25 protein-coding genes are annotated in these 26,915 nt (G+C 63.5%); 7 read left to right on the plus strand and 18 right to left on the minus strand.

The window, feature by feature from the left end; genetic code table 11:
• Positions 1 to 309 precede the first annotated feature (309 nt).
• From AAG799_RS07805 to AAG799_RS07820, 4 genes are all read right to left on the minus strand, one after another.
• The gene (locus tag AAG799_RS07805; RefSeq protein WP_341895253.1) at positions 310 to 1,836 is read right to left on the minus strand and encodes a M81 family metallopeptidase; all 1,527 of its coding nucleotides are present in this window, start codon (positions 1,834 to 1,836) and stop codon (positions 310 to 312) included.
• A gap of 70 nt (positions 1,837 to 1,906) precedes the next feature.
• Complete coding sequence (ilvD, locus tag AAG799_RS07810) at positions 1,907 to 3,670, minus strand: dihydroxy-acid dehydratase (RefSeq protein ID WP_341895254.1); 1,764 nt, start codon at positions 3,668 to 3,670, stop codon at positions 1,907 to 1,909.
• A gap of 57 nt (positions 3,671 to 3,727) precedes the next feature.
• A complete protein-coding gene (locus tag AAG799_RS07815) occupies positions 3,728 to 4,603 on the minus strand; it encodes a YihY/virulence factor BrkB family protein (protein ID WP_341895255.1) in 876 nt (291 codons plus the stop codon).
• Complete coding sequence (locus AAG799_RS07820; RefSeq protein WP_341895256.1) at positions 4,600 to 6,645, minus strand: AsmA family protein; 2,046 nt, start codon at positions 6,643 to 6,645, stop codon at positions 4,600 to 4,602. The genes AAG799_RS07815 and AAG799_RS07820 overlap by 4 nt, the downstream gene beginning before the upstream one ends.
• 127 nt (positions 6,646 to 6,772) lie before the next feature.
• On the opposite strand from AAG799_RS07820, the gene AAG799_RS07825 reads away from it, so the two are divergent.
• On the plus strand, positions 6,773 to 7,141 hold the full coding sequence (locus AAG799_RS07825) for a hypothetical protein (protein WP_341895257.1): 369 nt from the start codon (positions 6,773 to 6,775) through the stop codon (positions 7,139 to 7,141).
• Positions 7,142 to 7,197: 56 nt separating this feature from the next.
• Positions 7,198 to 8,118 carry an AEC family transporter gene (locus AAG799_RS07830; protein WP_341895258.1) on the plus strand — a complete coding sequence of 307 codons (921 nt, stop codon included), beginning with the start codon at positions 7,198 to 7,200 and terminating at the stop codon, positions 8,116 to 8,118.
• A 3-nt stretch (positions 8,119 to 8,121) separates the two neighbouring features.
• Here AAG799_RS07830 and era read toward each other — a convergent pair whose 3' ends face one another.
• The 9 genes from era to folK form a co-directional block, all read right to left on the minus strand.
• Positions 8,122 to 9,048, minus strand: coding sequence for a GTPase Era (era, locus tag AAG799_RS07835; protein WP_341895259.1), 927 nt, complete (start codon positions 9,046 to 9,048; stop codon positions 8,122 to 8,124).
• Positions 9,045 to 9,794 carry a ribonuclease III gene (gene rnc / locus AAG799_RS07840; RefSeq protein ID WP_341895260.1) on the minus strand — a complete coding sequence of 250 codons (750 nt, stop codon included), beginning with the start codon at positions 9,792 to 9,794 and terminating at the stop codon, positions 9,045 to 9,047. Before rnc ends, era begins: the two co-directional genes overlap by 4 nt.
• A 7-nt stretch (positions 9,795 to 9,801) precedes the next feature.
• Positions 9,802 to 10,578 (minus strand): signal peptidase I, encoded by a 777-nt coding sequence (gene lepB / locus AAG799_RS07845; protein ID WP_341895261.1) that lies wholly within the window; start codon positions 10,576 to 10,578, stop codon positions 9,802 to 9,804.
• A gap of 81 nt (positions 10,579 to 10,659) precedes the next feature.
• Positions 10,660 to 11,082: a holo-ACP synthase gene (gene acpS, locus AAG799_RS07850; protein WP_341895262.1), complete on the minus strand. Its 423-nt coding sequence runs from the start codon at positions 11,080 to 11,082 to the stop codon at positions 10,660 to 10,662.
• Positions 11,079 to 11,831: a pyridoxine 5'-phosphate synthase gene (locus tag AAG799_RS07855; protein WP_341895263.1), complete on the minus strand. Its 753-nt coding sequence runs from the start codon at positions 11,829 to 11,831 to the stop codon at positions 11,079 to 11,081. The genes acpS and AAG799_RS07855 overlap by 4 nt, the downstream gene beginning before the upstream one ends.
• 10 nt (positions 11,832 to 11,841) lie before the next feature.
• Positions 11,842 to 12,429: an orotate phosphoribosyltransferase gene (pyrE, locus tag AAG799_RS07860; RefSeq protein ID WP_341895289.1), complete on the minus strand. Its 588-nt coding sequence runs from the start codon at positions 12,427 to 12,429 to the stop codon at positions 11,842 to 11,844.
• Positions 12,430 to 12,475: 46 nt separating this feature from the next.
• Complete coding sequence (locus AAG799_RS07865; RefSeq protein WP_341895264.1) at positions 12,476 to 14,641, minus strand: bifunctional (p)ppGpp synthetase/guanosine-3',5'-bis(diphosphate) 3'-pyrophosphohydrolase; 2,166 nt, start codon at positions 14,639 to 14,641, stop codon at positions 12,476 to 12,478.
• Between the two features lie 129 nt (positions 14,642 to 14,770).
• The gene (gene rpoZ / locus AAG799_RS07870) at positions 14,771 to 15,163 is read right to left on the minus strand and encodes a DNA-directed RNA polymerase subunit omega (protein WP_341895265.1); all 393 of its coding nucleotides are present in this window, start codon (positions 15,161 to 15,163) and stop codon (positions 14,771 to 14,773) included.
• A 116-nt stretch (positions 15,164 to 15,279) separates the two neighbouring features.
• Positions 15,280 to 15,807, minus strand: coding sequence for a 2-amino-4-hydroxy-6-hydroxymethyldihydropteridine diphosphokinase (folK, locus tag AAG799_RS07875; protein WP_341895266.1), 528 nt, complete (start codon positions 15,805 to 15,807; stop codon positions 15,280 to 15,282).
• Positions 15,808 to 15,898: 91 nt separating this feature from the next.
• Here folK and AAG799_RS07880 point away from each other — a divergent pair, with 91 nt between their 5' ends.
• Positions 15,899 to 16,582: an NYN domain-containing protein gene (locus AAG799_RS07880; protein WP_341895267.1), complete on the plus strand. Its 684-nt coding sequence runs from the start codon at positions 15,899 to 15,901 to the stop codon at positions 16,580 to 16,582.
• 21 nt (positions 16,583 to 16,603) lie between these two features.
• Positions 16,604 to 17,251 carry a uracil-DNA glycosylase gene (locus tag AAG799_RS07885; RefSeq protein WP_341895268.1) on the plus strand — a complete coding sequence of 216 codons (648 nt, stop codon included), beginning with the start codon at positions 16,604 to 16,606 and terminating at the stop codon, positions 17,249 to 17,251.
• 6 nt (positions 17,252 to 17,257) lie between these two features.
• Here the strand turns inward: AAG799_RS07885 and AAG799_RS07890 are convergent, their stop codons facing one another.
• Positions 17,258 to 18,847 carry an ABC transporter substrate-binding protein gene (locus tag AAG799_RS07890; protein ID WP_341895269.1) on the minus strand — a complete coding sequence of 530 codons (1,590 nt, stop codon included), beginning with the start codon at positions 18,845 to 18,847 and terminating at the stop codon, positions 17,258 to 17,260.
• A 90-nt stretch (positions 18,848 to 18,937) separates the two neighbouring features.
• Here AAG799_RS07890 and AAG799_RS07895 point away from each other — a divergent pair, with 90 nt between their 5' ends.
• The gene (locus tag AAG799_RS07895) at positions 18,938 to 20,452 is read left to right on the plus strand and encodes a M81 family metallopeptidase (RefSeq protein WP_341895270.1); all 1,515 of its coding nucleotides are present in this window, start codon (positions 18,938 to 18,940) and stop codon (positions 20,450 to 20,452) included.
• Positions 20,453 to 20,553: 101 nt separating this feature from the next.
• Positions 20,554 to 21,453, plus strand: a complete 900-nt coding sequence (locus AAG799_RS07900) for a hypothetical protein (RefSeq protein ID WP_341895271.1) — start codon at positions 20,554 to 20,556, stop codon at positions 21,451 to 21,453.
• Here AAG799_RS07900 and AAG799_RS07905 read toward each other — a convergent pair whose 3' ends face one another.
• The 4 genes from AAG799_RS07905 to dapA are packed head-to-tail and all read right to left on the minus strand — an operon-like array spanning position 21,454 to position 24,607.
• Entirely contained in the window at positions 21,454 to 22,458 is a 1,005-nt protein-coding gene (locus AAG799_RS07905; RefSeq protein WP_341895272.1) for a zinc transporter ZntB, read from the minus strand.
• Between the two features lie 51 nt (positions 22,459 to 22,509).
• Positions 22,510 to 23,181, minus strand: coding sequence for a sulfite oxidase-like oxidoreductase (locus AAG799_RS07910; RefSeq protein ID WP_341895273.1), 672 nt, complete (start codon positions 23,179 to 23,181; stop codon positions 22,510 to 22,512).
• A gap of 22 nt (positions 23,182 to 23,203) precedes the next feature.
• On the minus strand, positions 23,204 to 23,665 hold the full coding sequence (smpB, locus tag AAG799_RS07915) for an SsrA-binding protein SmpB (protein WP_341895274.1): 462 nt from the start codon (positions 23,663 to 23,665) through the stop codon (positions 23,204 to 23,206).
• A 6-nt stretch (positions 23,666 to 23,671) separates the two neighbouring features.
• A complete protein-coding gene (gene dapA / locus AAG799_RS07920) occupies positions 23,672 to 24,607 on the minus strand; it encodes a 4-hydroxy-tetrahydrodipicolinate synthase (protein ID WP_341895275.1) in 936 nt (311 codons plus the stop codon).
• 195 nt (positions 24,608 to 24,802) lie between these two features.
• Here dapA and AAG799_RS07925 point away from each other — a divergent pair, with 195 nt between their 5' ends.
• The gene (locus AAG799_RS07925) at positions 24,803 to 26,914 is read left to right on the plus strand and encodes a lytic transglycosylase domain-containing protein (RefSeq protein ID WP_341895276.1); all 2,112 of its coding nucleotides are present in this window, start codon (positions 24,803 to 24,805) and stop codon (positions 26,912 to 26,914) included.
• Position 26,915: the final 1 nt, after the last annotated feature.

Below are 26,915 nucleotides of genomic sequence, written 5' to 3' on the forward strand. Positions count from 1 at the left end.
AGGGCCATGACCGAGAGGCCTGAGGCGCCGATGGTGGGGATGGATGCCCGGGTCAAGCCCGGGCATGACGACTGTGGGTTTAGGCGCGGGCGGGGCTTGAAACCGGCAGATCGTTCCCTATCTGATCCGGTCGGGCCGAGAGCGCCTGACCTACACTTGTATGCCGGTTAACGCGAACCCGAACGAACCTGAACGAACCCCAACGAACCTGAACGAACCTCAACGGACCTGAACGAACCTGAACGAACCCGAACGAACCCCAACGAACCCCAACGGACCCGAACGAACCGCAACGGACCCGAGCGAACCTCAGCCCGGATGCTGCCGCCCCTTCGGGCTCAGCTTCATGCCCTTGCGCAGTTTCTTGTAGGGCAGCGTTTCGGCCCGCTCGATGAAGGCGCCCGGGCTTTCCACGTTCAGGATGTCATGGGCGATGTCGGTGAAGTCGCCGCGGAAATGCACCGTGCTTTTCACGCCGACGATCTGGCGTTTGCCCGGCTCGATGCTTAAGTGCCGGTACATCTCCTTGTCGGCGGCCTGCACCCGCGCCGAGGCGAGCACCAGGTCCACACCGTTGCACTGCAGCCGCGCCATCGGGCCGAGCGCCATGGTGGTGCCCTTGTAGAACGGCCCGGTGCAGAGGAATTTGCCGTCGCCCAGCTTCGCCACCTTGAAGCGGTTGCGATAGGGCCGCGCGCCCTCGACGTTGAGCAGCTTGCCGCCGACCGCCACCTCGATCTCGGCACCCTCGCCGGCCTGGTGCGCCAGCAGCGCCACTTCGGGGTCATACAGCAGGCCGAGCGTGGCATCGGGCACATGCTCACTGATCAGCGCCGCCAAGAGTCCGGTGGTGTCGCTGGTGGCGCCGGTGCCGGGATTGTCCTGCACATCGGCCAGCACGATGGACTTGCTGGCGCCGGCCAGGATCAGCTTGCGCGCCTGCTCGATGGCATCGACGGGCGACAGCAGATTGAGTTTGAACTCGGCCTCGCGCTCGGTGATGGCGCGGGTGAAATCATCGGCCGCCTTGTCGGCGATGGCCTGGGTGTCGGCATAGGCGATCACGCTGGGCCCGCTGTGATAGATATCGGCCGGGTGGAAGCCGGGGCTGAAGCTCATGCTGCTGAGGCCCGGATAGGCGGCGCTGTGCTCCATGTCGCCCATCTGCTGGTACAGGCTCTTGCATGGCTCGATGAAGGTGCATTGCGCCGTCAGCGGGATCAGGAAGGGCAGTTGCCGCAGCGCCTTGGCCTGGCGTTTGCGCTCGCCGGTCAGCAGCTTTTCCATATGGTGCAGCACGCGCGCGCCGGTCACCGCCATGTCGAGATGCGGATAGGTGCGGTAGCCGATCAGCACGTCGCTGAACTGCACCATCTCCGGCGTCACATTGGCATGCAGGTCGAGGCTGACGCCGATCGGCATGTCGGGACCGACCAGCGCGCGCACGCGGCGCAGCAGCTCGCCCTCGCCGTCCTCATGCGCTTCCGTCACCATGGCGCCATGCAGGTCGAGATAGACGCCGTCGATGCGGCCCTTGAGCGCCGCGATGCCGTCCAGGATCTTCTTCGCCACATACTCAAAGGCTTCGGTGGAGACATAGGACGACGGCGCCGCAGCGGCCCAGACAATCGGATGCAGCTCCCACTGCTTCGGCTTGGCGGCATGGATGAAGCCACCGATCGGAATGTTCATCGGGCCGAACACATCGAAGATCGCCTTGCCCTCGGTCAGCGGCGGCCAGCCCTCGCCCTTGATGAACAGGTCGAGCGTGGCGCGCGTCGGCGCAAAGGTATTGGTCTCATGCTGGAAGCCGGCAATGGCAATGCGATAGGTCATGTCTGGGGCTCGCGTTTTTTGTTTGTGAAATGAAGAAGGGCGCCACGATGGGCGCCCTTCTGGGAGTCGACTAGATGTCGGCGTATTCCTTCACTTCCTTGGCGCCGCCGGGATGCGTCACCGCGCCGTCATGGGCGTCGCCCACGGTCTGGGCGTATTTCCACAGCGTACCTGACTGGTATTCGGTCTTGCGCGGCTTCCACTTTTTCTTGCGTGCGGCGAATTCCTTGGCGGAAACGTCCACCGAGAGAATCCCCTTCGCCGCATCGATCGTGATGATGTCGCCATTCTTGATCAGGCCGATCGGGCCGCCGACCGCCGCTTCCGGCCCGACATGGCCGACGCAGAAGCCGCGCGTGCCGCCGGAGAAACGCCCGTCGGTGATCAGCGCCACCTTCTCGCCCATGCCCTGGCCGTAGATCGCCGAGGTGGTCGACAGCATCTCGCGCATGCCCGGACCGCCCTTGGGGCCTTCGTAGCGGATGACGATCACGTCGCCGTCCTTGTACTTCTTCTTCTGCACCGCCTCGAACGCGGCCTCTTCGCTGTCGAACACCCGCGCCGGGCCGACATGCTTCAGCCGCGCCATGCCCGCCACCTTCACGATGGCGCCGCGCGGCGCGAGATTGCCCTTCAGGCCCACCACGCCACCGGTCGGCGTGATCGGATTGCTGATCGGGCGCACCACATCCTGGTTCTTCGGGAAGGTGACGCCCTTCAGGTTCTGCTCGATGGTCTTGCCGGTGACGGTGAGGCAGTCGCCATGGATATAGCCGCCCTTCATCAACTCGTTCAGCACCACCTGCACGCCGCCGATCTCGTACATGTCCTTGGCGACGTAACGCCCGCCCGGCTTGAGGTCGGCGATATAGGGCGTCGACTTGAAGATCTTGGCGACGTCGTCAAGATCGAACTTGATGCCGGCCTCATGGGCGATGGCGGGCAGATGCAGCGCGCCGTTGGTGGAACCGCCGGTGGCGGCGACCACGCGGGCGGCATTCTCCAGCGCCTTCTTGGTGACGATGTCGCGCGGACGGATGCCGAGCTTGATCAGCTCCATCACCTGCTTGCCCGAGGCCTCGGCATACTGGTCGCGGGTCTCATAGGGCGCCGGCGCGCCGGCCGAACCCGGCAGCGCCAGGCCGATGGCTTCCGAAACGCAGGCCATGGTGTTGGCAGTGAACTGGCCGCCGCAGCTGCCGGCCGAGGGGCAGGCGACGCATTCCAGCTCATGCAGGTCCTTGTCGCTCATCTTGCCAGCCGCATGCTGGCCGACGCCTTCGAACACGTCGACCACGGTGACGTCGCGGCCGCGGAACTTGCCGGGCAGGATCGAGCCGCCATACATGAAAATGGAGGGGATGTTGAGCCGCACCATGGCCATCATCAGGCCGGGCAGCGACTTGTCGCAGCCGGCGAGACCGACCAGCGCGTCATAGCAATGGCCGCGCACGGTCAGCTCGGTGCTGTCGGCGATCACCTCGCGGCTGATCAGCGATGACTTCATGCCCTGGTGGCCCATGGCGATGCCGTCGGTGACGGTAATGGTGGTGAATTCGCGCGGCGTGCCGCCCACCGCCTTGACGCCCTTCTTCACCGCCTGCGCCTGGCGCCCCAGCGTGATGTTGCAGGGCGCGGCCTCGTTCCAGGTGGTGACGACGCCGACGAAGGGCTGGTGGATTTCCTTCTCGGTCAGCCCCATGGCGTAATAGTAGCTGCGATGCGGCGCCCGTTCGGGGCCTTCGGTCACATGCCGGCTCGGCAGCTTGGACTTGTCGATCTTCCCGCCCTTCATCACGCTAGGACGTGATGGCTTCTTTTTCTTGGTCGCCATGATTGCTGGTCCGTTCCCTCGAGGCAAAAACACAGGGGACGGAGCATAGCCAGCAGGTCAGCGGTCGGCCAGAGCCTCGAACGGCGGTGGTGGCGGTTTTTTCATCCTGCGCCGCAGCAGGGCGGCATTGACCTCGGCGCCGAAGATGAACAGCACGGCCGAGACATAGAAAAACACCAGGGTGACGATCACCCCGCCCAGGCTGCCATAGGTTGCGCTATAATTGCCCAGCCGCGCCACATAGAGCGAAAACAGCCCGGCCACGGTCAGCCACAGCACCACGGTGACCAGCACACCGGGCAGCAGGTCGCGCCAGCGCAGATGCCGTCCGGGCAGCCAGCGGTGCATCGCCAGCAGGCCGGCGGTCAGCACCGCGGCGGCCAGGCCGTAGCGGGACAAGCCAAAGGCCCAGCGTTCGACAGTGCCAAGGGGAAACAGCCACAGCAGCGCCTGCCAGATCAGCGGCCCGAGCACGATCAGCAGCGACAGCAGCAGGAAAATGAAGCCGCCGAACAGGATGGCCCCCAGGCTGCCCAGCTTGATCAGCCACCAGGGCCGCGGTTCATCAAACCCATAGCTGGTATTGAGGGCGATGCGCAGCGCATCGATGCCGTTGGAAGCGATCCACAGCGCACCGAGCAGGCCCAGCGTCAGCAGGCCGCCATCGCGGCGGTTGAGCACTTCGTCGATCACCGGGCGCAGCGTCGCCCCGACATCCTCGGGCAGCATGTCGAGCACGGCATGCACCGAAGCCAGGCTGCCGCCGTAATCCCCCAGAAAACCTGCTAGGGCCGCGAGAAAGATCAGGAACGGGAATATCGATAGCAGCGCGGTATAGGCGATATGGCCGGCCAGTTCGAAAGACAGACTATTGATCATGGCGCGGCCGGCGCTGACCACCAGCCGGCCCAGACTGGATAGCCGGAGACTCATCCTGGCTGCACCTGCTTCAGCAGCGCGACACAGTCGCTGTCGCTTTCCAGGCCTGGCTCGATGAAGGCCAGGATCGAGGCCAGCGGGGTAAGCAGCAGGCCGAGCGCCACGGCGCCAGCCGTCCGGGCGGCCAGCGCGCCGGCATCGAGGCTGATGCTGGGGCGACTGAAGGCGCCGGTGATGTTGATCGGCGTGCGCGCGGACAGCAGACTGGGATCCTTGGGATGTGCCTTGATCTTCAACCCGAGCAACTCCTCCGTCAGACTGATATTGCCTTCAGCCGTCACGGTGGTATCGGAGGTGTCGAGTACGAAGAGCCGTGGCGTCATCATCCCGCTTTCGACGTTAAAATCGGCGGCGAAGCAACGCAACGGAATAGTGCGGTCGCCACCGGCCCAGAAGCGGGCTGCTTCCGCCACATCGAGTCCGACCAGTTCCATCGCCAGATTGGACAGCGTACCGCCATTCATGTGCAAGCGGATATCGCCATTGGCGCTGCCCAACGATTTCTGCACGGTGTCGCCATAGCCGGTCAGCCGAATGCGGCCATCGATCCGGCCGCTACCGGTATCCTTGAGGCCCGCCGATTCCAGAAAGCGTTCGAGCCGAAACCGGTTCAGTTTGACGTCATACTGTGTCAGCACGACATTGCTTCGTGCATCGATGCGGATATCAGCATCAACCAGGCCGCCGGCAACGCCGAGCTTCAACGGCCGCAGATGCAGCACGCTATTGTCCAGTACCAGGTCGAGATCGACGCCACTCAAGGGCGTGTTCGGTGCCTCGACCTTGTCACCACGGAATTTCACCCGGGCATCGACCTGACGCAACTGTTCGACTGCCAGCGGCGCATCGGGCAACACCTTGGGTGGCGGCCCCCCGGCAACCGGTTTCGCCGGTTCCTTCGTCTTGGAGTCAGCGGCGGCTTTCTCGCTGCTTGTGGCTGCCGCGATATTGGGCGCCCGCTCGGTTTCCGGCTTCAGGCCGATCAGCGGTCCGATATCGCGGTAATCCAGAGTCTTCGAGTGCAGATCGGCTTCGAGATAAAGCCGTTCGCGGCCGGTATCAATCCTGATGGCGCCGCCGAGGTCGCTGTTCCCGACACGGCCGGCCATGTTTTCGATCCGCCAGATCTTGCCATCCCGATGCAGCCTGCCTTTCAGATCATAGGGCGGTGTCATCGGCAGCGGCACGCCGGTTATCACCTGCAGCTTGCCCAGATCAGGACCGCTCAGCGCAACCTCGAGAGCAAGGCCCTCGAACCGGATCGGGTCGGCCAGCGTGCCGGAGATTCGCGCGCTGGTCTGTCCGACCGTCAATTCGATGGTCAGCGGATAGGGTTCGTCGTTTTCGCGCAGCGACAGCAGCGAGCCACCGGTAAGACGCAGCCGGAACGGCTCGCCATGCATGGTGCCGCTTCCACCCAGGCGAACACGGTCCCTGCCCTCGTTGTTGGCGCCGAACACGGTTGCCACTTCGGCATCAATATCGACACCGGCCTTTTCGTCGCGATAGAGGAAACGGCCATCTTCGATGCGCAGGCGGCCGATCAGCGGCATATCCGTGCGGTCTTCCGGCGCGGCCACATCCTTGGCGACGGTCATGCCCAAGGTCCAGTTACCCTCGCCGTCCGCGCGGCGTTCCAGCGCGATCCGCGGCTTCACCAGCCTGATGTCCGACAACACCGTGCGGCCACGCAGCAGCTGGCGCAGATCGATCACCACCTCGGCCCGCTCAAAACTGAGCAGTTCCTTCTCCCTGGCCCAGTCGGCATTGGCCATGTGGAAGTCTTCAATCACGAAACGCGGGGTCAGCGACCATTCTCCGCCCAGACGACCGTTGATCACGGTCTGCCGGCCGGTGGCGGCGGTGATGAGGCTCTGGGCCGGATTGCGCAGCCAGTTCCAGTCGAACAGGACTACCGCCACGACCAGGACAGCCACCACCAGGCCGATACCGCCCAGAACCCAGTGCCAGGGGCGGACCCGGCGGCTTGCACTTTGCGTTTCTGCTGCTTTTCCGCGGTTCTCCGGGATGGTCATGGCAATCTCCAGTAGGATAAGGAAACCTCCGCTATGTCCTTATGGTTCCGTGGGAAATGCCGGATGTTCACGGAAAAATTAACCGGGGTTTAAGAATCGTTAATTCTGATCTGACACACTCCGTTACATGGGCGTGCAAAGTGAGATCGTGATCCCGCGTTACGTCGTGCTGACCAAGCTGGCGGGAAGCTGGATTCCGCGCGCCTCGCTGGGCGATGCCGAGCGCGCCGAGGCGGAGGCCTTCCGCTGGCGTCGCATCTACGGCCCCGACCACACCCGCGTTGCCGAATTCCTGCTGCCGGAAACCCGCTCGTCTGGACTACCGGCCATCGTGACCGTGCCGGTTCTGCCGGTGCGCGCCGCAACCGCCAGGCCACTGGTGGCGGACAAATACGAGGCCTGGCGCAATGCCGGTCTGCGGGCGCTCGCACTCTATCTCGGCTTCGGCTTCGCCACCCGCGCCATGGACCTGCTGATCCTGCTGGCCCAGCATTAGTTTCGCCGCAATCCTTAGGCTAGACTCGTGCGCAATCCTTCGCGCCCGAGTCCCGCATGCTTATCGTCATCTTCGCCATCATTCCGATCTTCCTGCTGATCGCACTTGGCGGCGCGCTCAAGCGCTATAATTTCCCCGGCGACGCTTTCTGGCCGCTGGCCGACAAGATGACCTATTTCATCTTCTTCCCGGCCCTGCTGGTCGACAACCTGAGCAGCGCGCGGCTCGGCAGTCTCGATCCCACCGGCATGCTGGGCGCCCTGCTGGCGGTGATCCTGCTGCAGGCCGCGCTGGTCTACCTGCTGCGGCCGCTGGCGCGGGTTGATGGCCCGGGCTTCACCTCGGTGTTCCAGGGCGCGGTACGCTTCAACACCTTTGTCGGCCTCGGCGCCGTGGCGGCTCTGGAAGGCGGCGCCGGTATCACGCTGTTTGCCGTGGCGATCGCGCTGGCGATCCCGGTGCTGAACGTGCTCTGCGTGCTGACACTGGCGCGCTACGGCGCGCATGGCCAGAGCACCAGCTTCAGGGGCCAGGCGCTGTTCCTGGCCAAGAACCCGCTGATCATCGCCTGCCTGATCGGCATTGCCATGAACCTTGCCGATATCACGTTGCCGGCCGGCATCGCGCCGGTGTTCAAGATGCTGGGCAGCATGGCGGCGCCGATGGGCCTGCTCACGGTTGGCGCCGGCCTGCAATGGGAGGCGGCCCGCAATGGCGGCCGCGCCGTGCTGCTGTCCTGCGCGCTGAAGCTGATGGTCTATCCGCTGATGCTGTATGGCGCAGCAAAGCTCTGGGGCCTGGGGCCGCTGGAAACCAAGGTGATGGTGCTGTGGGGCACCATGCCGACGGCAAGCGCGAGCTACATCCTTGCGCGCCAGATGGGTGGCGATGCGCCGCTGGCCGCCGCCATCGTGACGGTCAGCACGATCCTGGCCTTCGTCACCGTGCCGCTGTTCATGCTGCTGGTGGGCGTCTAGCGCTCACAGCTTGGGGAAATCCAGCCCCATGGCTTCGTAGCGTTCGGGGTCATCGCCCCAGTCCTCGCGCACCTTGACGAACAGGAACAGGTGCACGCGGCGATCGAACTGCTCTTCCATGATCTTGCGGGCGAAGGCGCCGACGCGCTTGATCATCTGTCCCTTCTCGCCCAGCACGATCTTCTTCTGGCTGTCGCGCTCGACATAGATCACCTGGTCGATGCGGGCCGAGCCGTCCTTCTGGTCTTTCCAGTTCTCGGTCTCGACCGTGATCGCATAGGGCAGCTCGTCATGCAGGCTGCGATAGACCTGCTCGCGGGTAATTTCGGCCGCCAGGAAGCGCATCGGCACATCGGCCAGCTGGTCTTCCGGATAGAGCCACGGCCCGGCCGGCATGCGCCCGGCCAGATCGGCCCGCACGTCATCGACGCCGGTGCCCTTCTCGGCCGAGATCATGAAAATGCGCTCGAACTCGTAGGCTTCGCTGAGCTGCTTGGCCAGGCCGAGCAGCTTTTCGCGCTGCACGGCATCCACCTTGTTCAGCGCCAGCAGCACGTTGCGCCGCTTGCGGTCCTTCAGCGATTCAACGATGGCGCGGCTTTCGTCATCGTAACCGCGCTCGGCATCGATCAGCAGCAGCACGACATCGGCTTCTTCCACGCCGCTCCAGGCGGCATTAACCATGGCGCGATCCAGACGCCGCTTCGGCGTGAAGATGCCCGGCGTATCGAGGAAGATGATCTGCGCATTGCCCTCCATACCGATGGCCGTGATGCGCGCGCGCGTGGTCTGCACCTTTTTCGAGACAATCGATATCTTCGCGCCGACGATCTTGTTCAGCAGCGTCGATTTGCCGGCATTCGGTGCGCCGACGATAGCGACATAGCCACAATGCTGTGCCGCCGGATCCGTTTTGATGTCTTCGGTCATACTTTCTCGGTGACTAGCCGGTCGAGCAAACGACCGGCCGCTTCCTGTTCAGCGGCCCGTTTCGAGCCGCCCTGCCCCTTGGCCGGATCGCCGCTGCCCAGCTTCACCGCAACAGTGAAGCGTGGTTCATGCGGCGGCCCTTCGGTGCTGACAATTTCATAACGCGGCGCGGCCATGCCGCGGGCCGCTGCCCATTCCTGCAGGGCGGTCTTGGGATCCTTGGCGGCGCCATTGGTGACTTCACCCAGCATCGGTTCCATATAGCGGCGCACGAAACGCTCGGCCACCTTCAGCCCGCCATCGAGATAGAGCGCGGCCACCACGGCCTCGCAGGCATCGGCGAGGATGGCCGGCTTGCCGGCGCCGCCGGAATCTCGCTCGGAGCGAGACAGCTGAATGAAATCACCCAGTCCCAAAGACTGGGCGAAACGCGCCAGGCTTTCCTGTTTCACGAGCGCGTTGTAGCGCAACGCCAGCTCGCCGGCTTCGGCCTGCGGAAACCGCTCGGCCAGCAGCGTGGCGACGACGAGGCCCAGCACGCGGTCGCCGATGAATTCGAGACGGTTGTAATCGCGCACGCTGGGCGGCGTTTCCGGATTCTTTGCACGTGCCGATTTGGCACGGCTGCGCCGCGGATTGGCCGAGGGATGCACCAGGGCCTCTTCCAGCACCTTGGTATCGGCAAATTTATGGCCCAGCGCCTGCTGCAGTTGATCGAGCGCCGGTTTGCGTGAATCCGCGGTCACGCCGGCCTCAGTTGATACCGGTGAACATGCGGCTCCAGCGCAGGGCGCCAAACCATGTCCACGGCTTGAGCAGCGAGGCGCTCTGGTCGATGGAAATCCAGCGGATCTCAGCACGTCCGATCAAATGATCGGCGGGTACATAGCCCACGCCACCCACTTCAACCGGCACGCGGCTGTCCTGCGAATTGTCGCGATTGTCGCCCATCATGAAATAATGGCCGGCCGGCACGGTGTAGACGCCGGTATTGTCGCCCGAATTGTATTTCGACAGGTTCAGCGTGATGTACTGGGCACCATTGGGCAGAGTCTCTTCCCACTGCTCGATGCGTTCCTGCACGTTGCCGAAGCGGTCTCGGCGCTCGAAATCCTCGATCCGGCGCCGCTTCACCGGTTCGCCATTGATGTAGAGCGCGCCGTCGCGCATCTGGATGCGGTCGCCCGGCAGGCCGATCACGCGCTTGATATAGTCGATCGAGGGATCCTGCGGCCAGCGGAACACGGCCACGTCGCCGCGCCGGGGTGCCGAACCGAGAATGCGGCCCTCGAAGATCGGCGGGCTGAAAATGACCGAATACTTGCTGTAGCCGTAGGCGAATTTTGAGACGAAGACATAATCGCCGACCAGCAGCGTCGGCAGCATCGACTCCGACGGAATATGGAACGGCTCATAGGCGACGGTGCGGATACCGACCGCGATCAGGACGGCATAAACGAGCGTGCGCAGGCTGTCCCAGATGTCGCTTCCCCGCGCCTTCGACTTCGCCACCACCTGCTCCTGATCCATATAAATCAATCCCTTACGCGCATTTTCCGGTCCGCCGGACCGGCATCAAGCCGTCTTCCGACCGGCAAAGTCAAGCGCTGGCTAGGGCGTTGAACTGACTGGTGATTTGGGGCGGGCCGAGATGATGACAATGGCCTGGGCGAGCGGCGGTTCGTCGGTCAGCGAGACCTCGATCTGGGCCTCGTAACCGGCGGGCAGCAGGCTCTCCAGCCGGGCCAGTGCGCCGCCGGTCAGCGCCATGGACGGCTTGCCGCCCGACAGGTTGACCACGCCCATGTCGCGCCAGAACACGCCCTTGCGAAAGCCGGTGCCGAGCGCCTTGGAGCAGGCCTCCTTGGCGGCATAGCGCTTGGCGTAGGACTCGATGCGGGTCAGCGGCCGGCGGTCGGACCGCGCCTTTTCCAGCGGCGTGAAGATGCGGTCGAGGAAACGATCGCCGAACCGGGCGATGGTCTTCTCGATCCGCCGGATATCGATCAGGTCGGAGCCCAGACCGATGATCATGCCGATTTCGCAGCGAAGCCGCGTGCGTCGTTCATCAGCGCCCGCATGCGACGGATGGCAGCATCCAGGCCGCCGAAGATCGCTTCGCCGATCAGGAAATGGCCGATATTGAGTTCGAGCACGGTGGGGATTGCGGCAATCGGCGCCACAGTCTCGAAATTCAGGCCGTGGCCGGCATGGCATTCCAGGCCCAGGGTTTGGGCATGGGCGGCAGCGTTGCGGATACGCTCCAGTTCGACGACCTGTTCGGCGCCTTCGGTTTCACAATAGCGGCCGGTATGCAGCTCAATCACCGGCGCGCCCAGCGCCTTCGCAGCGTCAAGCTGCTTCAGCGATGCCTCGATGAACAGCGACACGCGGATACCGGCAGCCGACAGTTTGGCAATCATCGGCTTCAGGTGATCAAACTGACCGGCGGCATCGAGGCCGCCCTCGGTGGTGCGCTCCTCGCGCCGCTCCGGCACGATGCAGGCCGCGTGCGGCTTGTGGCGCAGCGCGATGGCCAGCATCTCTTCGGTAGCAGCCATTTCCAGGTTGAGCGGCAGGCTGATCTCGGCCATCAGGCGGTCGATATCGCCATCCGAGATATGCCGGCGATCCTCGCGCAGATGCGCCGTGATGCCATCGGCGCCAGCGGCGGCTGCCATCTTGGCGGCGCGCACCGGATCGGGATGGCGGCCGCCGCGTGCGTTGCGGATGGTGGCGACATGGTCGATGTTGACGCCCAAACGAAGCATGCGCGCAGTCATGGACGATCTCCTATTTCAGGCCACGCGAGCCGGGCTTGATCGCTGGAATCTTCTGCAGCTCCGGCGGCAGGGCATCGGCCGCGTAGGATGGCACCTTGTAGCCGCACAGCGCGAATAGCGGCACCCCGAGATCGACCTCGCCATCGGAACGGTCGACAATGCAGGAGGCCGCAACGGTCACGCCGCCATGCTCTCTGATACACTCGATGCATTCGCGGCTCGACTTGCCGGTGGTGACGACATCTTCCGCCATCAGCACGCGGGCGCCAGCCGGGATATCGAAGCCGCGGCGCAGGGCAAACTTGCCATCCACGCGTTCGGTGAAGATCGCCGGCACGCCGAGCTGGCGCGCCAGTTCATAGCCCACCACCACGCCGCCCATGGCCGGCGAGCAGACTAGGTCAACCGGCTTGGGGCCGTATTTGGCACGCAGCTTGTCGGCCAGGGCCTTGCACAGGGCCTCAGCGCGCTCGGGATACATCAGCACGCGGGCCGACTGCATGTAGACCGGGCTGTGCAGGCCCGAGGTGAGCAGGAAATGACCTTCCAGCAGTGCGCCGGACTCCCGGTAATGCCGCAGCACGTCTTCACGATTCATCGTCACGTCGTTGTCTTCCCCGATGGTTCAAATACGAAAACAAGTCTTAGCTGCGGGCACGTTCCACCGAACTGATGGCGGAGGTGGCGCGCAGCGCCGCAATGATATTGGTCAGGTGCTTCACATCGCGCACCTCGATATCGACGAACATCTCGAAGAAATCGGTGGTGCGGTTGGTGATCTTCAGGTTGGTGATATTGCCCTTGTGCTTGGCGATGATCGTGGTCACCGCGCTCAGTGCACCGGGCTCGTTGTTGATCAGCAGGTTGACGCGGCCGACATGACCATGGGCCTTTTCGCCATCGGACGGCGGATCCCAGGCCAGATCGATCCAGCGCTCAGGCTGTTCGGCAAACTGCTCCAAGGTCTCGCAGTCGATCGTATGGATGGTCACGCCCTTGCCGGTGGTGACGATGCCGACGATGCGGTCGCCCGGCAGCGGGTGGCAGCAACCGGCGAAATGCATTGCCATGCCCGGAATCAGGCCGCGGATCGGAATGCCGCCGGCCTTGCCCTGGTCTGACTGGCGATGCGGACGTGGCAGCGGCGGAGCCTTGTCGGCCTCGTCATCCTTCTGGCCGGGGAAGACGATGTTGAGCACCTGTCGCGAGGTCAGGTTGCCCTCGCCCACGCCGACATAAACATCATCGGCATTGCGCAGTTTCAGCACCTTGACCACCGGCTCCAGCACCTTTTCGCTGGCCGAGGCATCATGCTCCTTAAAGGCCTTCACCAGGATCGCCTTACCCAGTTCCTGGTACTGCCCACGCTGCTGCTGGCGGATGAAGCGGTTGATGCAGGATTTGGCGCGGCCCGACTTGACGAAATTCAGCCAGGTCGGATTGGGTGCCGGCACCTTCGAGCGCAGAATTTCCACTTGATCGCCATTGCGCAGAACCGCGCGCAGCGGCACGACGCGGCCATTCACCTTGGCGCCGACCGCCGTGTCACCAACATCGGAATGCACTGCATAGGCAAAGTCGACCACCGTGGCATCGCGCGGCAACGCGATCAGATCGCCCTTTGGCGTGAAGCAGAAGACCTGATCCTGGAACATATTGAGCTTGGTATGTTCAAGGAATTCTTCGGGGTCCGAGGCCTGCTCCAGGATGTCCAGCAGTTCCCGCAGCCAGCGATATTGCCGCGCCTCGGCTTCCGGTGCGGAGGCATGGCTGCCGCCGTTCTGCTTGTACTGCCAGTGCGCCGCCACGCCGAGATCGGCAATGGCATGCATTTCCTGGGTGCGGATCTGGATTTCGACGCGCTTGTTTTCCGGGCCGATCACCGTGGTGTGCAGGCTGCGATAACCGTTCTGCTTCGGCGTCGACAGATAATCCTTGAACCGGCCCGGCACCGAAGGCCAGGTCTGATGCACCACGCCGAGCGCGTGATAGCAGGCCGCCACATCAGGCACGACAATGCGAAAGGCCATGATGTCGGAGAGCTGCTCGAACGCGATGTTCTTGCGCTGCATCTTCTCCCAGATCGAATAAGGCCGCTTTTCGCGCCCCGACACCCAGGCATCGACATCCTGTTCAGCCAGCGTGCGCTTCAGTCGGTCGACGATACGGTCGACCAGGCTGCCGCCTTCGGTGCGCAACTGATCAAGCCGCGCGATGATCGAGGCGCGGGCATCGCCATTCAGTTCGGCGAAGGCCAGATCTTCCAGTTCCTCGCGCAGATCCTGCATGCCGATGCGATCGGCCAGCGGGACGTAGATCTCCATCGTCTCCTTGGCGATGCGGCGGCGCTTGTCGGGATCCTTGATGAAATGCAGCGTGCGCATGTTGTGCAGCCGGTCGGCCAGCTTGACCAGCAGCACGCGGATGTCGGTCGACATCGCCAGCAGCAGTTTGCGGAAATTCTCGGCCTGGCGCGTGCGGTCCGATTGCAGTTCGATACGCGACAGCTTGGTGACGCCATCGACAAGGCGCAGCACATCGGCGCCGAAATTCTTCTGGATTTCTTCCGGCGTTGCCACCGTGTCTTCCAGCGTGTCGTGCAACAGGCCGGTGGCGATGGCGGTGGCATCGAGCTTCATGCCGGCGAGAATGCCGGCCACTTCGACGGGATGGGAGAAATAGGGATCGCCCGAGGCACGCTTCTGCGACCCATGTGCCTTCATCGAGAACACATAGGCGCGATTCAGCAGGTCCTCGTCCGCAGTGGGATCGTAGGCGAGAACCTTTTCCAGCAGTTCAACTTGACGCATGACACGCGGGCGCATTGCCTTTAGTCCGTTCTCCGCCCTCCGGCAAACGGTTGTTCCTAAAGGCTTATTTTGAGCTAAATTGCGCCCGGGACAAGCCCAGGGGGCGGAAAAACGCTAAATAGGCGCCGATTACTCTTCGGTCGGGGCCGGTTCGGCCTCTTCAGCGACTTCATCGTCGCCATCGACCTCGTCGATCGACATGCCTTCGGCGAGATCTTCGTTATCCTGCGGGACACCGGCCCATTCGCCCGACTGCATCAGGGCGGCCATGTTGTCCTCTTCCGGCTCGTCGACTTCCGGGCTGTCCTGCATATCGCCGATCATGCGCTGGCGCAGACCCTCGATATCCACCGTTTCATCAGCGATTTCACGCAAGGCCACGACCGGGTTCTTGTCGTTGTCGCGATCCACCGTCAGGGCCGCACCGGTGCCGATCGCGCGGGCGCGCTGGGCGGCGATCAGAACCAGCTCGAAGCGGTTCGGGATCTTGGTGACGCAATCTTCGACGGTGACGCGAGCCATAGGTTACCCTCGGGCAAACAGGTGAAAAAACGGCGAAGCGCGTTCTTAAGGGCGTTTCGGCGCGGTTGCAAGGGCCTCATTAGAGCAGAAAACGCGCCCCAGGCCCAAGAAATTCCTTATAACCTATTGATTCTTAAAGGCTCAGCTGACGATATGAGTTCTGGCAGAGCCGCTCCGGTGACCGGATGGCGCCAGTCTGGCTCGATTTCCTGCAGCGGCAGCAGCACAAACAGCCGTTCGGCCAGCCGGGGATGCGGCAGACTCGGCTCACCGCCCAAGCCGCCGGACTGCTGCTGGCCACGATAGTCGATCAGGTCGAGATCCAGCACCCGGGCTTCCCAGCGATCCTGCCGGACCCGGCCGCAGGCGGATTCGACGGCATGCAGCCGCGCCAGCAGATCGGCCGGCGACAGAGCAGTTTCCACCTCGACCACACCATTGATGAAGTCTGGCTGCGTCGACGCCGGCTGCGGCCCGGATTGCCACCATGAAGAGCGCCGCAAGATCGAGATACCGTCAGGCGCGAGCAAGCTGAGCGCTGCTTCCAGCGTGGCGCGCGGTTTACCATAAGCGACGCTTGGCAGATTGGCGCCAAGCGCGATAAAAATTCCGCCAGGTTTTGTTACACGGTTTCTACTTGCCATCTGCGCCGCAGAGTCTAAACACTTCCAGCATAACGTTTCACATACCGCGTCAGCGTGTTTTCAGCAAAGTCATAGAACAAAGGAATTGGCAATGAAGTTTTACCAGCAGGAGCGCGTAGCGCTTTTCATCGATGGCGCCAATCTGTATTCCGCCGCCCGCAGCCTTGGCTTTGAAATCGACTACCGCCGCCTGCTCGACAGCTTCCGCAAGGAGTCGCATCTGGTGCGCGCCTTCTACTACACCGCGCTGGTCGAAGATCAGGAATACTCGCCGCTGCGCCCGCTGATCGATTGGCTCGACTATAACGGCTTCACCATGGTGACCAAGCCGGCCAAGGAATACACCGATGCCATGGGCCGCCGGAAGGTGAAAGGCAACATGGATATCGAACTGGCCATCGACGTGATGGAAATGGCCCCGCATATCGACCATGTCGTGCTGTTCTCCGGCGATGGCGATTTCCGCCGCCTGGTCGAGGCCGTGCAGCGCAAGGGCGTGCGCGTCAGCGTGGTCAGCTCCACCCGCACCCAGCCACCGATGGTGGCCGATGAACTGCGCCGCCAGGCCGATACCTTCATCGAACTGCAGGATCTGATGCCCAAGATCATGCGCGATCAGGCCTCGCGCGACCAGTCACGCACCGCCGGCGTGCATGCCACGCTGCGCAGCGGCCAGAACCAGAATCCGGGCAATGTGGCGCCGTCCAGCCCGGCACATGCAATGGATGATTTCGACGAGATCGACACTGCCGACCCGCGCAAGCATCTGCGCTGAGCCGGCCAGCCGTCTGCCCCGATGTCTGTCCCCGCTCCCGCTCTGCCGGGCCACGATTGCCCGCTCTGTCCGCGTCTGGTCGAGTACCGCACGGCCAACCGCGCGACCTTTCCCGATTTTTTCAATGGTCCGGTGCCGCCCTGGGGCGATGCACAGCCGCAACTGCTGATCGTCGGTCTCGCGCCCGGCGTGAAGGGCGCCAACCGCACCGGGCGGCCATTCACCGGCGACTATGCCGGCGACCTGCTGTACAGCACGCTGATCAAATACGGTTTCGCCAAGGGCGAATTCAAAGCCGATCCCAATGACGGCCTGCAACTGGTGCGGTGCCGCATCACCAATGCGGTGAAATGCGTGCCACCGGAAAACAAGCCGACCCCGGCCGAAACCAAGATCTGCATGAAAAACTTCCTGGCCGGCGAAATCGCCGCCATGACGCAGCTGAAGGCCATCCTGGTGCTGGGCCAGATCGCCCATATCGCGGTGCTGGACGTGCTGAAGATCAAGCGCGCCGCGGCACCCTTCGGCCATGGTGCCGAACACAGGCTGGCCAGCGGCGCGACGCTGTTCTCCAGCTATCACTGCTCGCGCTACAACACCAATACCGGCCGCCTCACCACCCCGATGTTCCACGCGGTGTTCGACAAGATCACGAAGGCGACCGGTTAGGCCGAGTCAGGCCTTGGGCTTCATCATCAGCGCATTGAAACGCCGCTCTGGCCGCGGCGTGATGACGACATTGGCCTTGCTGGCCATCTCGGCATTCGGATGGAAGATCGGAATGATCGCCTGCTCCTCCATCGAAATCTCGATGGCGGCCTGCACCAGCGGTTTGCGCTTCACCGGGTCCATTTCCGCCTGCGCCTTCTCGATCGCCGCATCGATATCGGTATGCGAGAAGCGGGTGCGGTTGGCTGTGCCATAGATGCCGCCGGGCGTATGCACCAAGGCACGCGGACCGATGGATGCATCCTCGGTGCCGTATTGCGCCATGAAAGTGGAGTATTCCTGTTTGGTTGCCTGGCTGAAGAACACCGTGCCGGGCAGCGCCTCGACGCTCACCTGCAGGCCCAGTCGCGTCCAGGCCTGACCAACCGCCTGAGCGATGTCCTTGTCTTTCGGATAGCGGTCGTTGGTGGCATGCAGGGTGATCTTGAAGCCATTGGCATAACCGGCTTCCTTCATCAGCGCCTTGGCCCTGTCGAGATCGAAGGGATCGACCTTCAGCTTGGCGCTGGTGCCATCAAAACGCGACGGCAGGAACTGCGAGGCCGGCACAGCCGAACCGTCCAGGATACGGTCGACGATCAGCTTGCGATTGATGGCCAGCGACAGCGCCTTGCGCACACGCTTGTCCTTCAGCGGGTTGCCCAGCAGGGCCGGCTGGCCCTCCTTGGCCGAAATGAAGGGGCTGACGTCGCGCGCGGCGTCCATGGCGATATACTGAACCGTGGCCGAAGTGCCGCTGGTAACGCTGAAGCGCTTGTCCTGCTTGATGCGCGGGAGGTCGAGCGTCGGCACCTCGTCGATGGCATCGACATCGCCGGACAACAGCGCGGCAATACGGCCGGCATCGCCCTTGATGACGCGTTCAGTTACTTTGGCCCAGGGCTGCTTCGCGCCCCAATAAGCGTCATTGCGGACCAACACCAACTGCTGGCCGTTCACCCACTCCGCCACTTTGTAAGGCCCGGTGCCAATGGCGGCCCCTGCGGCGCCATTGTTGAAATCGGCCGTGCTGGCGGCAACATGCTTCTTGGAAATGATGAAGACGCGTGCCAGATCAGACGCCAGGGTCGGCGTCGGCGTTGCCGTCTTGAAGCGGATCTTGTGGTCGCCCAGTTTCTCGCTGCCAATGATCGAGCGGCTGAACTGCGTGAAGGGATTCGGGCTGTTCGGCACCTTCGGCACGCGCTCCAGCGTGGCGATCACGTCATCGGCGGTAAAAGCCGAACCATCGTGGAATTTCACATTCTGCCGCAGGTCGAATTCCCAGGTCAGCGGGTCGATATTGCGCCACGCGGTAGCCAGGCCGGGTATCAACCGCAATTCGCTGTCCAGCGCCAGAAGCGCATCGAAGATCACGCTATGCGACGAGCCCTGCGGGAAACCATTGAAGAAATGCGGGTCGAGCGTGTTGAGCTCGAGCTTGGTGCCGATCACCAGTGTGGGGCCACCCTGGGCGAAGGCATTTGATCCAACGCCGGCTGCCGCCAGAGTCGCAAGCGTTCCACCCATGAACAGGCGGCGGGAAACTGGAAGCATTCCGTTTTTCCTTCTGGTTTTTGGTCTCGCGTCAGACCTATAACAAACTCCTTCGTATCCAGTGTCAATCAGACAGGGTGACATAAGACCATGCCGCGCAGGTATCGCATCGCCATTGGTGGCTTCATGCTGGAGAGCAACGGCCATGCTCCGGTTTCGACGCGGGAAGAGTTCGCCGCAAGCGTCCATCTGGAAGGCGACGCCCTGCTGGCCGACCTCGCCAGCGCCAATCCGCGCAGCCCGACGACATTGACCGGTTTCACGGCTGAAATGGGCCGGATTGCCGACTGGCAACCGGTGCCGCTGGTGATGGCGGCCGTGGGCGCGTCCGGTCCGGTGGATCAGCCTTTCTTCGATGAGGTGGTTGAGCGCATGCGCCAGTTGCTGCGTGCTGCCGGCCCGGTCGATGCCGTTTTCCTGTCGCAGCATGGTGCCGCCACGGCGACCGTTGATGTTGATCCGGATGGCACCGTGTTCCGTGCCGTACGCGAGATTGTCGGCGCGGATGTTCCGGTGGTTGCCACGCTGGACCTGCACGCCAATGTCAGCCCGGCCATGGTGGAGCTGGCAGACATCCTGGTGGCCTATCGCGAGAACCCGCATACCGACATGCCAGACCGCGGCGCCGATTGCGCCCGCCATCTGAAGGCCATGCTGGGCGGCATGAAACCGCATGCCGCCTTCGTGAAGCTGCCCTTCATTCCGCCCTCGACCAGCCAGAATACCAAGTCCGGCCCCTATGCCGATGTGATCGCCTATGGCCAGAAGCAGGTCGGCAATGGTGTGATTGATGTTTCCGTGTCATCGGGCTTCTCGCTGGGCGACACGCCGAAGAACGGCATGTCGGTGATCGTGACCGCGACCGACAAAAAGCAGGCCGCTGTCGTGGCCCGCGATGTCGCCGCTTACGCCTGGAGCCAGCGCCAGCGCTTCATCACCCACCTCACCAGCCTGGAGCGCTGCACCGAGATGGCACTGGCCTGCAGCCGTGATCCCGGCAAGCCCTCCCTGCTGTTTGCCGATGTCGCCGACAACCCGGGCGGCGGCGGACGCGGCAATACCAGTTTCATCCTGGCTGCCTTCCACAAGGCCGGCGTCGCCGGCTGCGCCATCGGCCCGGTATTCGATCCGCCGCTGGCAGCGGAGGCGTACAAGCTGGGTGTCGGCGCCACGTTCAACGCGCGCTTCAACCGCGATGAAACCACCACCTTCTCCGATCCTTTCATGGCAGAGGGCAAAGTGGTGGCACTGAGCGATGGCCTGTTTGTCGGCCGACGTGGCATGGCGGCCGGCCGCACGCTGGATATGGGGCCGGCCGCGCTGGTACAGGTCGGCGGCATCCAGGTGGTGGTGATGACCCATCGCCATCAGGCGCTCGATCCGATGTTCTTTGAGACCTTCGGGGTCGACATAACCAAGCTGCGCTGCCTGGTGGTGAAGTCGCGCGGCCATTTCCGCGCCGGCTTCGATATCTTCTTCCCCGATGACCGCATCATCGAGGTCGATGTGCCGGGCCTGACCACGCCGGTGCTGCAGAATGTGCCCTGGCGTCAGGTGCCTCGGCCGATCTATCCGCTCGATCCCGACATGACATGGGCGCCATAAAGCGCCCATTCTTTTAAAGAACATATTGGCAACTTTACGGTGGAATGATAAAATGCCCACTCATATTCATATATTCCAATCACTTATTCAGGCTTCACATTATGGAACAAATCAGGAATTCGTGCATCCCCGACGCCGAAACCGTATTCGGCCATCTGAACCGGGCCTTTGGCCTGGACGAGGCGATGCAGCCGTTCCTGCAGCATCGCTCGGTGCTGCAGCGCTACGACCTGGCCATCGACCTGGCCGCCCTGGAACAGGCCTGCCGTGCGGTGGTCAGCACCCACCGCCTGCGCGGCTTCCGCAATACGGCCGACGATGTGGCGGAGCCCGCTTATGGCTCGCTGTCGCTGACCCATAATCCGGATATCCCCGGCGATCCGCATGCCGCCACCCTGGGTTCGGCGCATCTGCGCAATGGCGAATACTTCTACGCCACCGCCATGACGCAGGCGCAAATGCCAAAGCAGAAAGGCGACTATTACGACAGTTACGGCTTCCGCGCGCTGACGCCAGCGGCACTGCATGGCGCGCTGGGCGAACTGATGTGCGGCTTCACCCTGCCGGTGATCCGCTCACGCCTCAGCGTAATCCCCGGCAACAACCCGGAAGCCATGAAAGACAGCTACGGCTGGCATCGCGACGAAAGCATCTTCCATAATCTGCGCATCAACATTCCGGTCTGGACCGCGCCGGAATACCTGCTCGAGATCGAAACCGAGCTCAGCGAACCTGAACCCGGCTCGGCAACTGCCCAGCGCCATCACCTGCGCCATGGCTTTGCCTGGTCGTGGGACACCAACATGCCGCACCGGGTTTTCGCCACGGCGCTGACTGCGCAATCGCGCTGTCATCTGGTGGTCGGGCTGGCGCCATGGTTCGACTATGATCCGGCGCTGGACGCCTGGTCACCCAACGCGCATTTCGGCCGCGTGCATCCTCATGACCTGATTGCCGAGGGACTGGCGCATCCGCTGATCCGCGCCAACGTCAGGCGTTGATCAGAACCACTTCATCTTGCGCAGCAGCCACACCTCGGCGATGAGCATGCCGACCGTGGTGGCGCAAATGGCGCCGAAAGCCCAGGGTTCGTCGGCAAACGGAATGCCGGCGACATTCACGCCGAGCAGGCCGGCAATCAGGCTGGGCGGCAGCAGAACCGCGGTCAGCGCCGTCAGGCGGTTGGTGGTCTGCGCGATCTGCTCGCTCATCAGCGTGGTCAGGTCTTCATGCAGGATGGTCAGGCGGTCGCGCAGGGAATCCAGCGTTTCCACGCTGCGCAGCACCTTGTCGGTCAGTTCGCGCAGGCGCTGGCGGTCGCGCGGCATGATCCAGACCGCGCCTGCCCCCTGCAGGCGGAACATGGCCTCACGCTGTGGCGCCATGTAGCGGCGCAGGGCGATCACCCGGCGGCGCATGTCGCTCAACTCGCCGCGCGCCTCGCGCACATCGCATTCCTCGATCTGGTGATCGAAGGCATCGACCTCGTCTTCCAGCTGCTCGAGGATCGGTTCGATATACTTGAAGACACGGCGGGCGATCTTGGTCAGCAGATGACCGACATGCAGCGGCCCCTGCCCCTCGCCCAGTTCCTCACGAATGTCGCGCAGGGCATGCAGGTAGTGATCCTTGTCACGCAGGGAGATCATGCGCGTCTCGTCGGCCCAGAGATGGATCGGCACCAGGTCGAGCGTATTTTCATGCGGATCGCGATTGACCCCGCGCAGCACCGCGATCAGGCCAGAGGCCATTTCCTGGATGCGCGGGCGCGACTCCTCGGCCAGCAGCGCATCGCAGACCACCATGTCCAGCCCGCTTTCCTCGCGCAGCCATTTGGCCGCCGTTGGATCGTCGCGTTCCAGATGCACCCAGATCACGCCCTGGGCCGGCCGCCAGTGGCGCACCTCATCCCAGCCGACCTCGCGCGCACCGCCGGAGCCGTCCATGATAAGGGCGAAGCGCAGGCCAGGATGCTGGCCGTAAATCAATCCACGCTGCTGGTCCATGCGTCCCCCGACTCTACGCCCGTCCGCTGAGCAGACTCAGTCGGAGCGAGCTCAGCCGTAACGGTCTTCCTTCCACGGATCGCCGGTATTGTGATAGCCGCGCACTTCCCAGTAGCCCGGCGCATCGCGATCCAGAAACGCGATATGCTTAACCCACTTCGCCGATTTCCAGAAATAGAATTGCGGCATCACGATTCGCACCGGTCCGCCATGCTCGCGGGTCAGCGGCGACCCCTCCCAGGAATGCGCCAGCAGCACGTCGGAGGCGGCAAACATCTCCAGCGTCACATTGGTGGCATAGCCGTCATAGGACTGAAACACGACGTGTTTCACCTCGGACCGCGGTTTCACCAGCTTGAGGAAATCGCGCGCCAGCACACCGGACCAGCGGTTGTCGTAGCGCGACCAGGCGGTGACGCAATGGATGTCGGAAACGCTGTCGCTCTGCGGCAGGTCGAGGAAATCGTTCCAATCCAGCTTGACCGGCTTCTCGACCATACCGCCAGCGGTGAGTTGCCAGCGGTCGAGCAGAATATTGGGCTGCACGCCAAGGTCGAGCACCGGCCAGTCGCGGGTCAGGCGCTGGCCCGGCGGTAGCCGGCGCTTGTCGGGGGACGAGGTTTCTCCGGTCAGCAGCCGACCATCCTTGGCCCATTGCTGCTTGGAGGCGATCAGCTTGTCTTTGATCTGGCCGAGCAGCCCGGGTTTGTACTCGTCGCTCATCGCCTCGCCTCCGTCAGTGAAGCTATTCCTTGGTCTTCAGCAACCGGTGCTGCTCGCGTTTCCAGTCGCGCTCCTTCTCGGTCGCGCGCTTGTCGTGCAGCTTCTTGCCGCGTGCCAGCGCCAGCTTCACCTTGGCCCGGCCGCGCTCGTTGAAATATATGGTGAGCGGCACCAAAGTCACGCCGCCACGCTTCAGCGCGCCGATCATCTTGTCGATCTCGCGATGCTTGAGCAGCAGCTTGCGCTGCCGCCGCGGCTCATGATTGAAGCGGTTGGCGCCGTGATACTCCGGAATATGCGAGTTGATCAGCCAGATCTCGCCGCCCTGCTCCGCCGCATAGGCGTCCTGGATGCTGGCGCGACCATCGCGCAGGCTTTTCACCTCCGAACCGACCAATGCCACACCGGCATCGAAGGTCTCGTCCAGATGATAGTCGTAGCGCGCCCGGCGGTTTTCAGCCACCGTGCGCGGTTGCTGGGCCATGTAGCCTTACTTCTTCTTTTTCTTGCCGGCCTTGGCCTTGGACGCAGACTTGCCGCCCTTGGCCTTCGGTCCGGTCAGGCCGAGCTGCTTGACCAGCGCCTTGACGCGATCCGTGGTCGCCTTGCCCGGCTTCACCAGCGGCAGACGCACCTCATCAGAACAGATGCCCAGCATGGCGGCCGCATATTTCACCGGACCGGGGCTGGTCTCGGCGAACAGCGCGCTGTGCAGCGGCATCAGCTTTTCCTGTATCGCCAGCGCCTTGGCATGGTCGCCGGCAAGGCTGGCTTCCTGCATCTGCGACACCAGCTTCGGTGCGATATTGCCGGTCACCGAAATGCAGCCGGTGCCGCCATGGGCGTTGAAGGCCAGCGCGGTGGTGTCGTCGCCATCCAGCTGGCAGAACTTCGCCCCAGAGGCGATACGCTGCTTCAGCGGACGTTCGATATTGCCGGTGGCATCCTTCACACCGCGGATGCGCGGCAGCTTGGACAGCGTCGCCATGGTTTCGACCGACATGTCGATCACGCAGCGCGGCGGGATGTTGTAGATGAAGATCGGAATCTTGGTGGCGTCGTGGATCGCCTTGTAATGGGCATACAGGCCGGCCTGGGTCGGCTTGTTGTAATAGGGCGTCACGATCAGGGCGGCATCGGCACCGGCCTCCTGGGCATGCAGGGTCAGCTCGATCGCCTCGTCGGTCGAATTCGAGCCGGTGCCGGCCATCACCGGGACGCGGCCATGGGCAGCCTCGATGCAGATTTCGACCACGCGCTTGTGCTCATCATGGCTGAGCGTCGGGGATTCGCCGGTGGTGCCGACCGGCACCAGACCGTGCGTGCCCTGGGCAATCTGCCATTCGACGAAATCGCCGAATGCTTTCTCGTCCACTTGCCCCTTCTTGAACGGGGTGATGAGTGCGACGAACGAGCCCTTGAACATGGTAGTTCCTTTACCTTTGCGCGTTACCAAACGGATGTGCCGCGACCTTACTCGCGCCGGCTGCCCCCATCAAGGGTAAGCCGTGCTTTTGCCTGGGCCGGCAGACTGCTATCATCTATCTGGAATTGCGAAAGATTCGCCGTGCTGCTGGATTGTACCAATTGTCACTCTGATGCCTGGAGACGGGGCCTGACCGTGGCCCTGACAGCCGGGCTTGTGCTCGCCTTGAGTGTTCCAGCCCTGGCGCGCCAGCCGCTGCCCGAGGCAAAGCCCTCCCCCGAGCTGGCCTCGACCTCCACTGCCATCCCGGTCCCCTCTCCCAAACCCCGGCGCGGCACCCCGCCAGCCAAGCCAGAGCAGACCAAGCTGCCGGCCCAGAATGAGATTCTCAGCGCGAACGATCGCGAGATCGGCCGCAAGGCCCTGCAGGAAGCCGCCGCCAATCGTTTCGATGCCGCCCGGCGCATCGCCGCCACGGCACGGGAACCGATGATCGCCCAGCTGACCCGCTGGCTGTGGCTGCAAACCGCCAACAGCGGTGCCAGCTTCGACGAGATCACCACCTTCATCGAGACCAAGCCGGACTGGCCGGCCCGCGAGGCCCTCTTGCGACGCGCCGAGGAAGCCATCGACGGCTCAACCGGCGATGGCCGCATCATCGCCTGGTTCGACGCCCATCCGCCGGAAACCGGCCTTGGCCTGCTGCGCCTGGGTGAAACGCTGCTGCGCCTCGGTCGCGAGAAAGACGCCTTCCCGGTGATGCGCCGCGCCTGGGTCGACGGCAATCTGGCGCTGCGCGATGAAAAGGTGCTCTGGGCGGAATTCGGCCATCGCTTCAGCGCAACCGACCACGCCGCACGCACCGATCGCCTGCTGTGGGATGGCAATATCGAAGCCGCCCGCCGCATGCTGCCGCGTCTGGATGCCGATGCCCGCCAGCTGGCCGAAACCCGGATCGCGCTGGCTAACAATGTCGCCGGCGCCGAGAAACTGGTTGCGGGTCTACCGGCGCATCTACGAGACGATGGCGGTCTGAACTACGACCGCCTGCGCTGGCAACGCAAGCGCGGCATGGACGATGTGGTCGAAGCCCTGCTCTACAACGCACCCGATGACCTTGGCCGGGCCGAGAAATGGTGGGTCGAGCGACATTTTCGCGCCCGCAAGGCCATGGCCGAAGGCCGCATTTCGGAAGCCTACCGCCTGGCCGCCGGTCATGGTGTGAAAGGCGGCGCTGCGATGGCCGATGCCGAATGGCTGGCCGGCTGGATCGCCCTGCGCCTGCTGCAGGAGCCGAAGGCAGCCCTCAAGCATTTCACCGCGCTGCAGGATGCCGTGCGCTTCCCGGTCAGCCTGTCGCGGGCCGCCTACTGGCTCGGTCGCACGCATAAAGCCCTGGGCGACGCAGAACAGGCGCGGCACTGGTACAGCCAAGCTGCCCGACATGGCACCACCTTCTACGGCCAGCTCGCGGCCCATGAGCTGGACGCGAAAAGTCCGCTCGACCTGCCTGACCCGATCCAGCCGACACCGGATGCCGTGAAGCATTTCCAGCGCCGTGAAGTGGTGCGCGCAGCGCAGATACTGGTCGAACTGGACATGGAGGAGCGGTTGCGGCCCTTCATCATGCGGCTGGTCAATACAGCCAGCACGCCTGAAGAGCATAAACTGGTGGCGCAGCTTGCCCGCAACCTGCGTCGCGTCGACCTCGCGATCGCCTCCAGCAAGCGTTCGGCGCGACAGGGCGTGATCCTGGTGCAGGAAGCCTATCCGCTGGTCGAACCGATGCTGCGCGTGGACGAACCGGAAACCGCGCTGGTGCTTGCACTCGCGCGGCAGGAAAGCGAATTCAACCAGACCGCCGTTTCGCCCGCAGGCGCCCGCGGCCTGATGCAGCTGATGCCGGCCACGGCCAAGGGTGTTGCCAAAGACATGAAGCTCGGCTTCGACCAGGGCCAGTTGACACAGAACGCATCGTACAATGTCCGCCTCGGCTCGTTTTACCTGAAGGGGCTGCTGCAGAACTGGGACAACAACTACGTTCTGGCCCTGGCTGGCTATAATGCTGGCGAGGCCCGCGTACGCCGCTGGATCAAGGACTGGGGCGATCCGCGCCAACCCAATGTCGATGTGATCGACTGGATCGAACTGATCCCCTTCTCGGAGACCCGGAATTACGTGCAGCGTGTGCTGGAGGGCGTGCAGATTTACCGCACCCTGCTGCACAGCCAGCCCGGCACCATCGACCGCATGTATACCGATATGCGCGGCCTGCCGCGGCAGGCCTGCAGCAGCGCGCCCTGCTGAT

It is taken from the genome of Ferrovibrio terrae, assembly GCF_943371255.1.
Lineage (GTDB): Bacteria > Pseudomonadota > Alphaproteobacteria > Ferrovibrionales > Ferrovibrionaceae > Ferrovibrio > Ferrovibrio terrae_B.

Coding starts and splice junctions, on each gene's coding strand:
- AAG799_RS07865 (WP_341895264.1), bottom strand. CDS start 14,641: ATGCGTCAAGTTGAACTGCTGGAAAAGGTTCTCGCCTACGATCCCACT.
- AAG799_RS07900 (WP_341895271.1), top strand. CDS start 20,554: ATGGAACAAATCAGGAATTCGTGCATCCCCGACGCCGAAACCGTATTC.
- AAG799_RS07880 (WP_341895267.1), top strand. CDS start 15,899: ATGAAGTTTTACCAGCAGGAGCGCGTAGCGCTTTTCATCGATGGCGCC.
- AAG799_RS07895 (WP_341895270.1), top strand. CDS start 18,938: ATGCCGCGCAGGTATCGCATCGCCATTGGTGGCTTCATGCTGGAGAGC.
- AAG799_RS07905 (WP_341895272.1), bottom strand. CDS start 22,458: ATGGACCAGCAGCGTGGATTGATTTACGGCCAGCATCCTGGCCTGCGC.
- AAG799_RS07885 (WP_341895268.1), top strand. CDS start 16,604: ATGTCTGTCCCCGCTCCCGCTCTGCCGGGCCACGATTGCCCGCTCTGT.
- acpS (WP_341895262.1), bottom strand. CDS start 11,082: ATGATCATCGGTCTGGGCTCCGACCTGATCGATATCCGGCGGATCGAG.
- AAG799_RS07820 (WP_341895256.1), bottom strand. CDS start 6,645: ATGACCATCCCGGAGAACCGCGGAAAAGCAGCAGAAACGCAAAGTGCA.
- pyrE (WP_341895289.1), bottom strand. CDS start 12,429: ATGAATCGTGAAGACGTGCTGCGGCATTACCGGGAGTCCGGCGCACTG.
- AAG799_RS07910 (WP_341895273.1), bottom strand. CDS start 23,181: ATGAGCGACGAGTACAAACCCGGGCTGCTCGGCCAGATCAAAGACAAG.
- lepB (WP_341895261.1), bottom strand. CDS start 10,578: ATGGATCAGGAGCAGGTGGTGGCGAAGTCGAAGGCGCGGGGAAGCGAC.
- rpoZ (WP_341895265.1), bottom strand. CDS start 15,163: ATGGCTCGCGTCACCGTCGAAGATTGCGTCACCAAGATCCCGAACCGC.
- AAG799_RS07815 (WP_341895255.1), bottom strand. CDS start 4,603: ATGAGTCTCCGGCTATCCAGTCTGGGCCGGCTGGTGGTCAGCGCCGGC.
- folK (WP_341895266.1), bottom strand. CDS start 15,807: ATGGCAAGTAGAAACCGTGTAACAAAACCTGGCGGAATTTTTATCGCG.
- AAG799_RS07805 (WP_341895253.1), bottom strand. CDS start 1,836: ATGACCTATCGCATTGCCATTGCCGGCTTCCAGCATGAGACCAATACC.
- dapA (WP_341895275.1), bottom strand. CDS start 24,607: ATGTTCAAGGGCTCGTTCGTCGCACTCATCACCCCGTTCAAGAAGGGG.
- era (WP_341895259.1), bottom strand. CDS start 9,048: ATGACCGAAGACATCAAAACGGATCCGGCGGCACAGCATTGTGGCTAT.
- smpB (WP_341895274.1), bottom strand. CDS start 23,665: ATGGCCCAGCAACCGCGCACGGTGGCTGAAAACCGCCGGGCGCGCTAC.
- AAG799_RS07830 (WP_341895258.1), top strand. CDS start 7,198: ATGCTTATCGTCATCTTCGCCATCATTCCGATCTTCCTGCTGATCGCA.
- AAG799_RS07855 (WP_341895263.1), bottom strand. CDS start 11,831: ATGACTGCGCGCATGCTTCGTTTGGGCGTCAACATCGACCATGTCGCC.
- ilvD (WP_341895254.1), bottom strand. CDS start 3,670: ATGGCGACCAAGAAAAAGAAGCCATCACGTCCTAGCGTGATGAAGGGC.
- AAG799_RS07825 (WP_341895257.1), top strand. CDS start 6,773: ATGGGCGTGCAAAGTGAGATCGTGATCCCGCGTTACGTCGTGCTGACC.
- AAG799_RS07890 (WP_341895269.1), bottom strand. CDS start 18,847: ATGCTTCCAGTTTCCCGCCGCCTGTTCATGGGTGGAACGCTTGCGACT.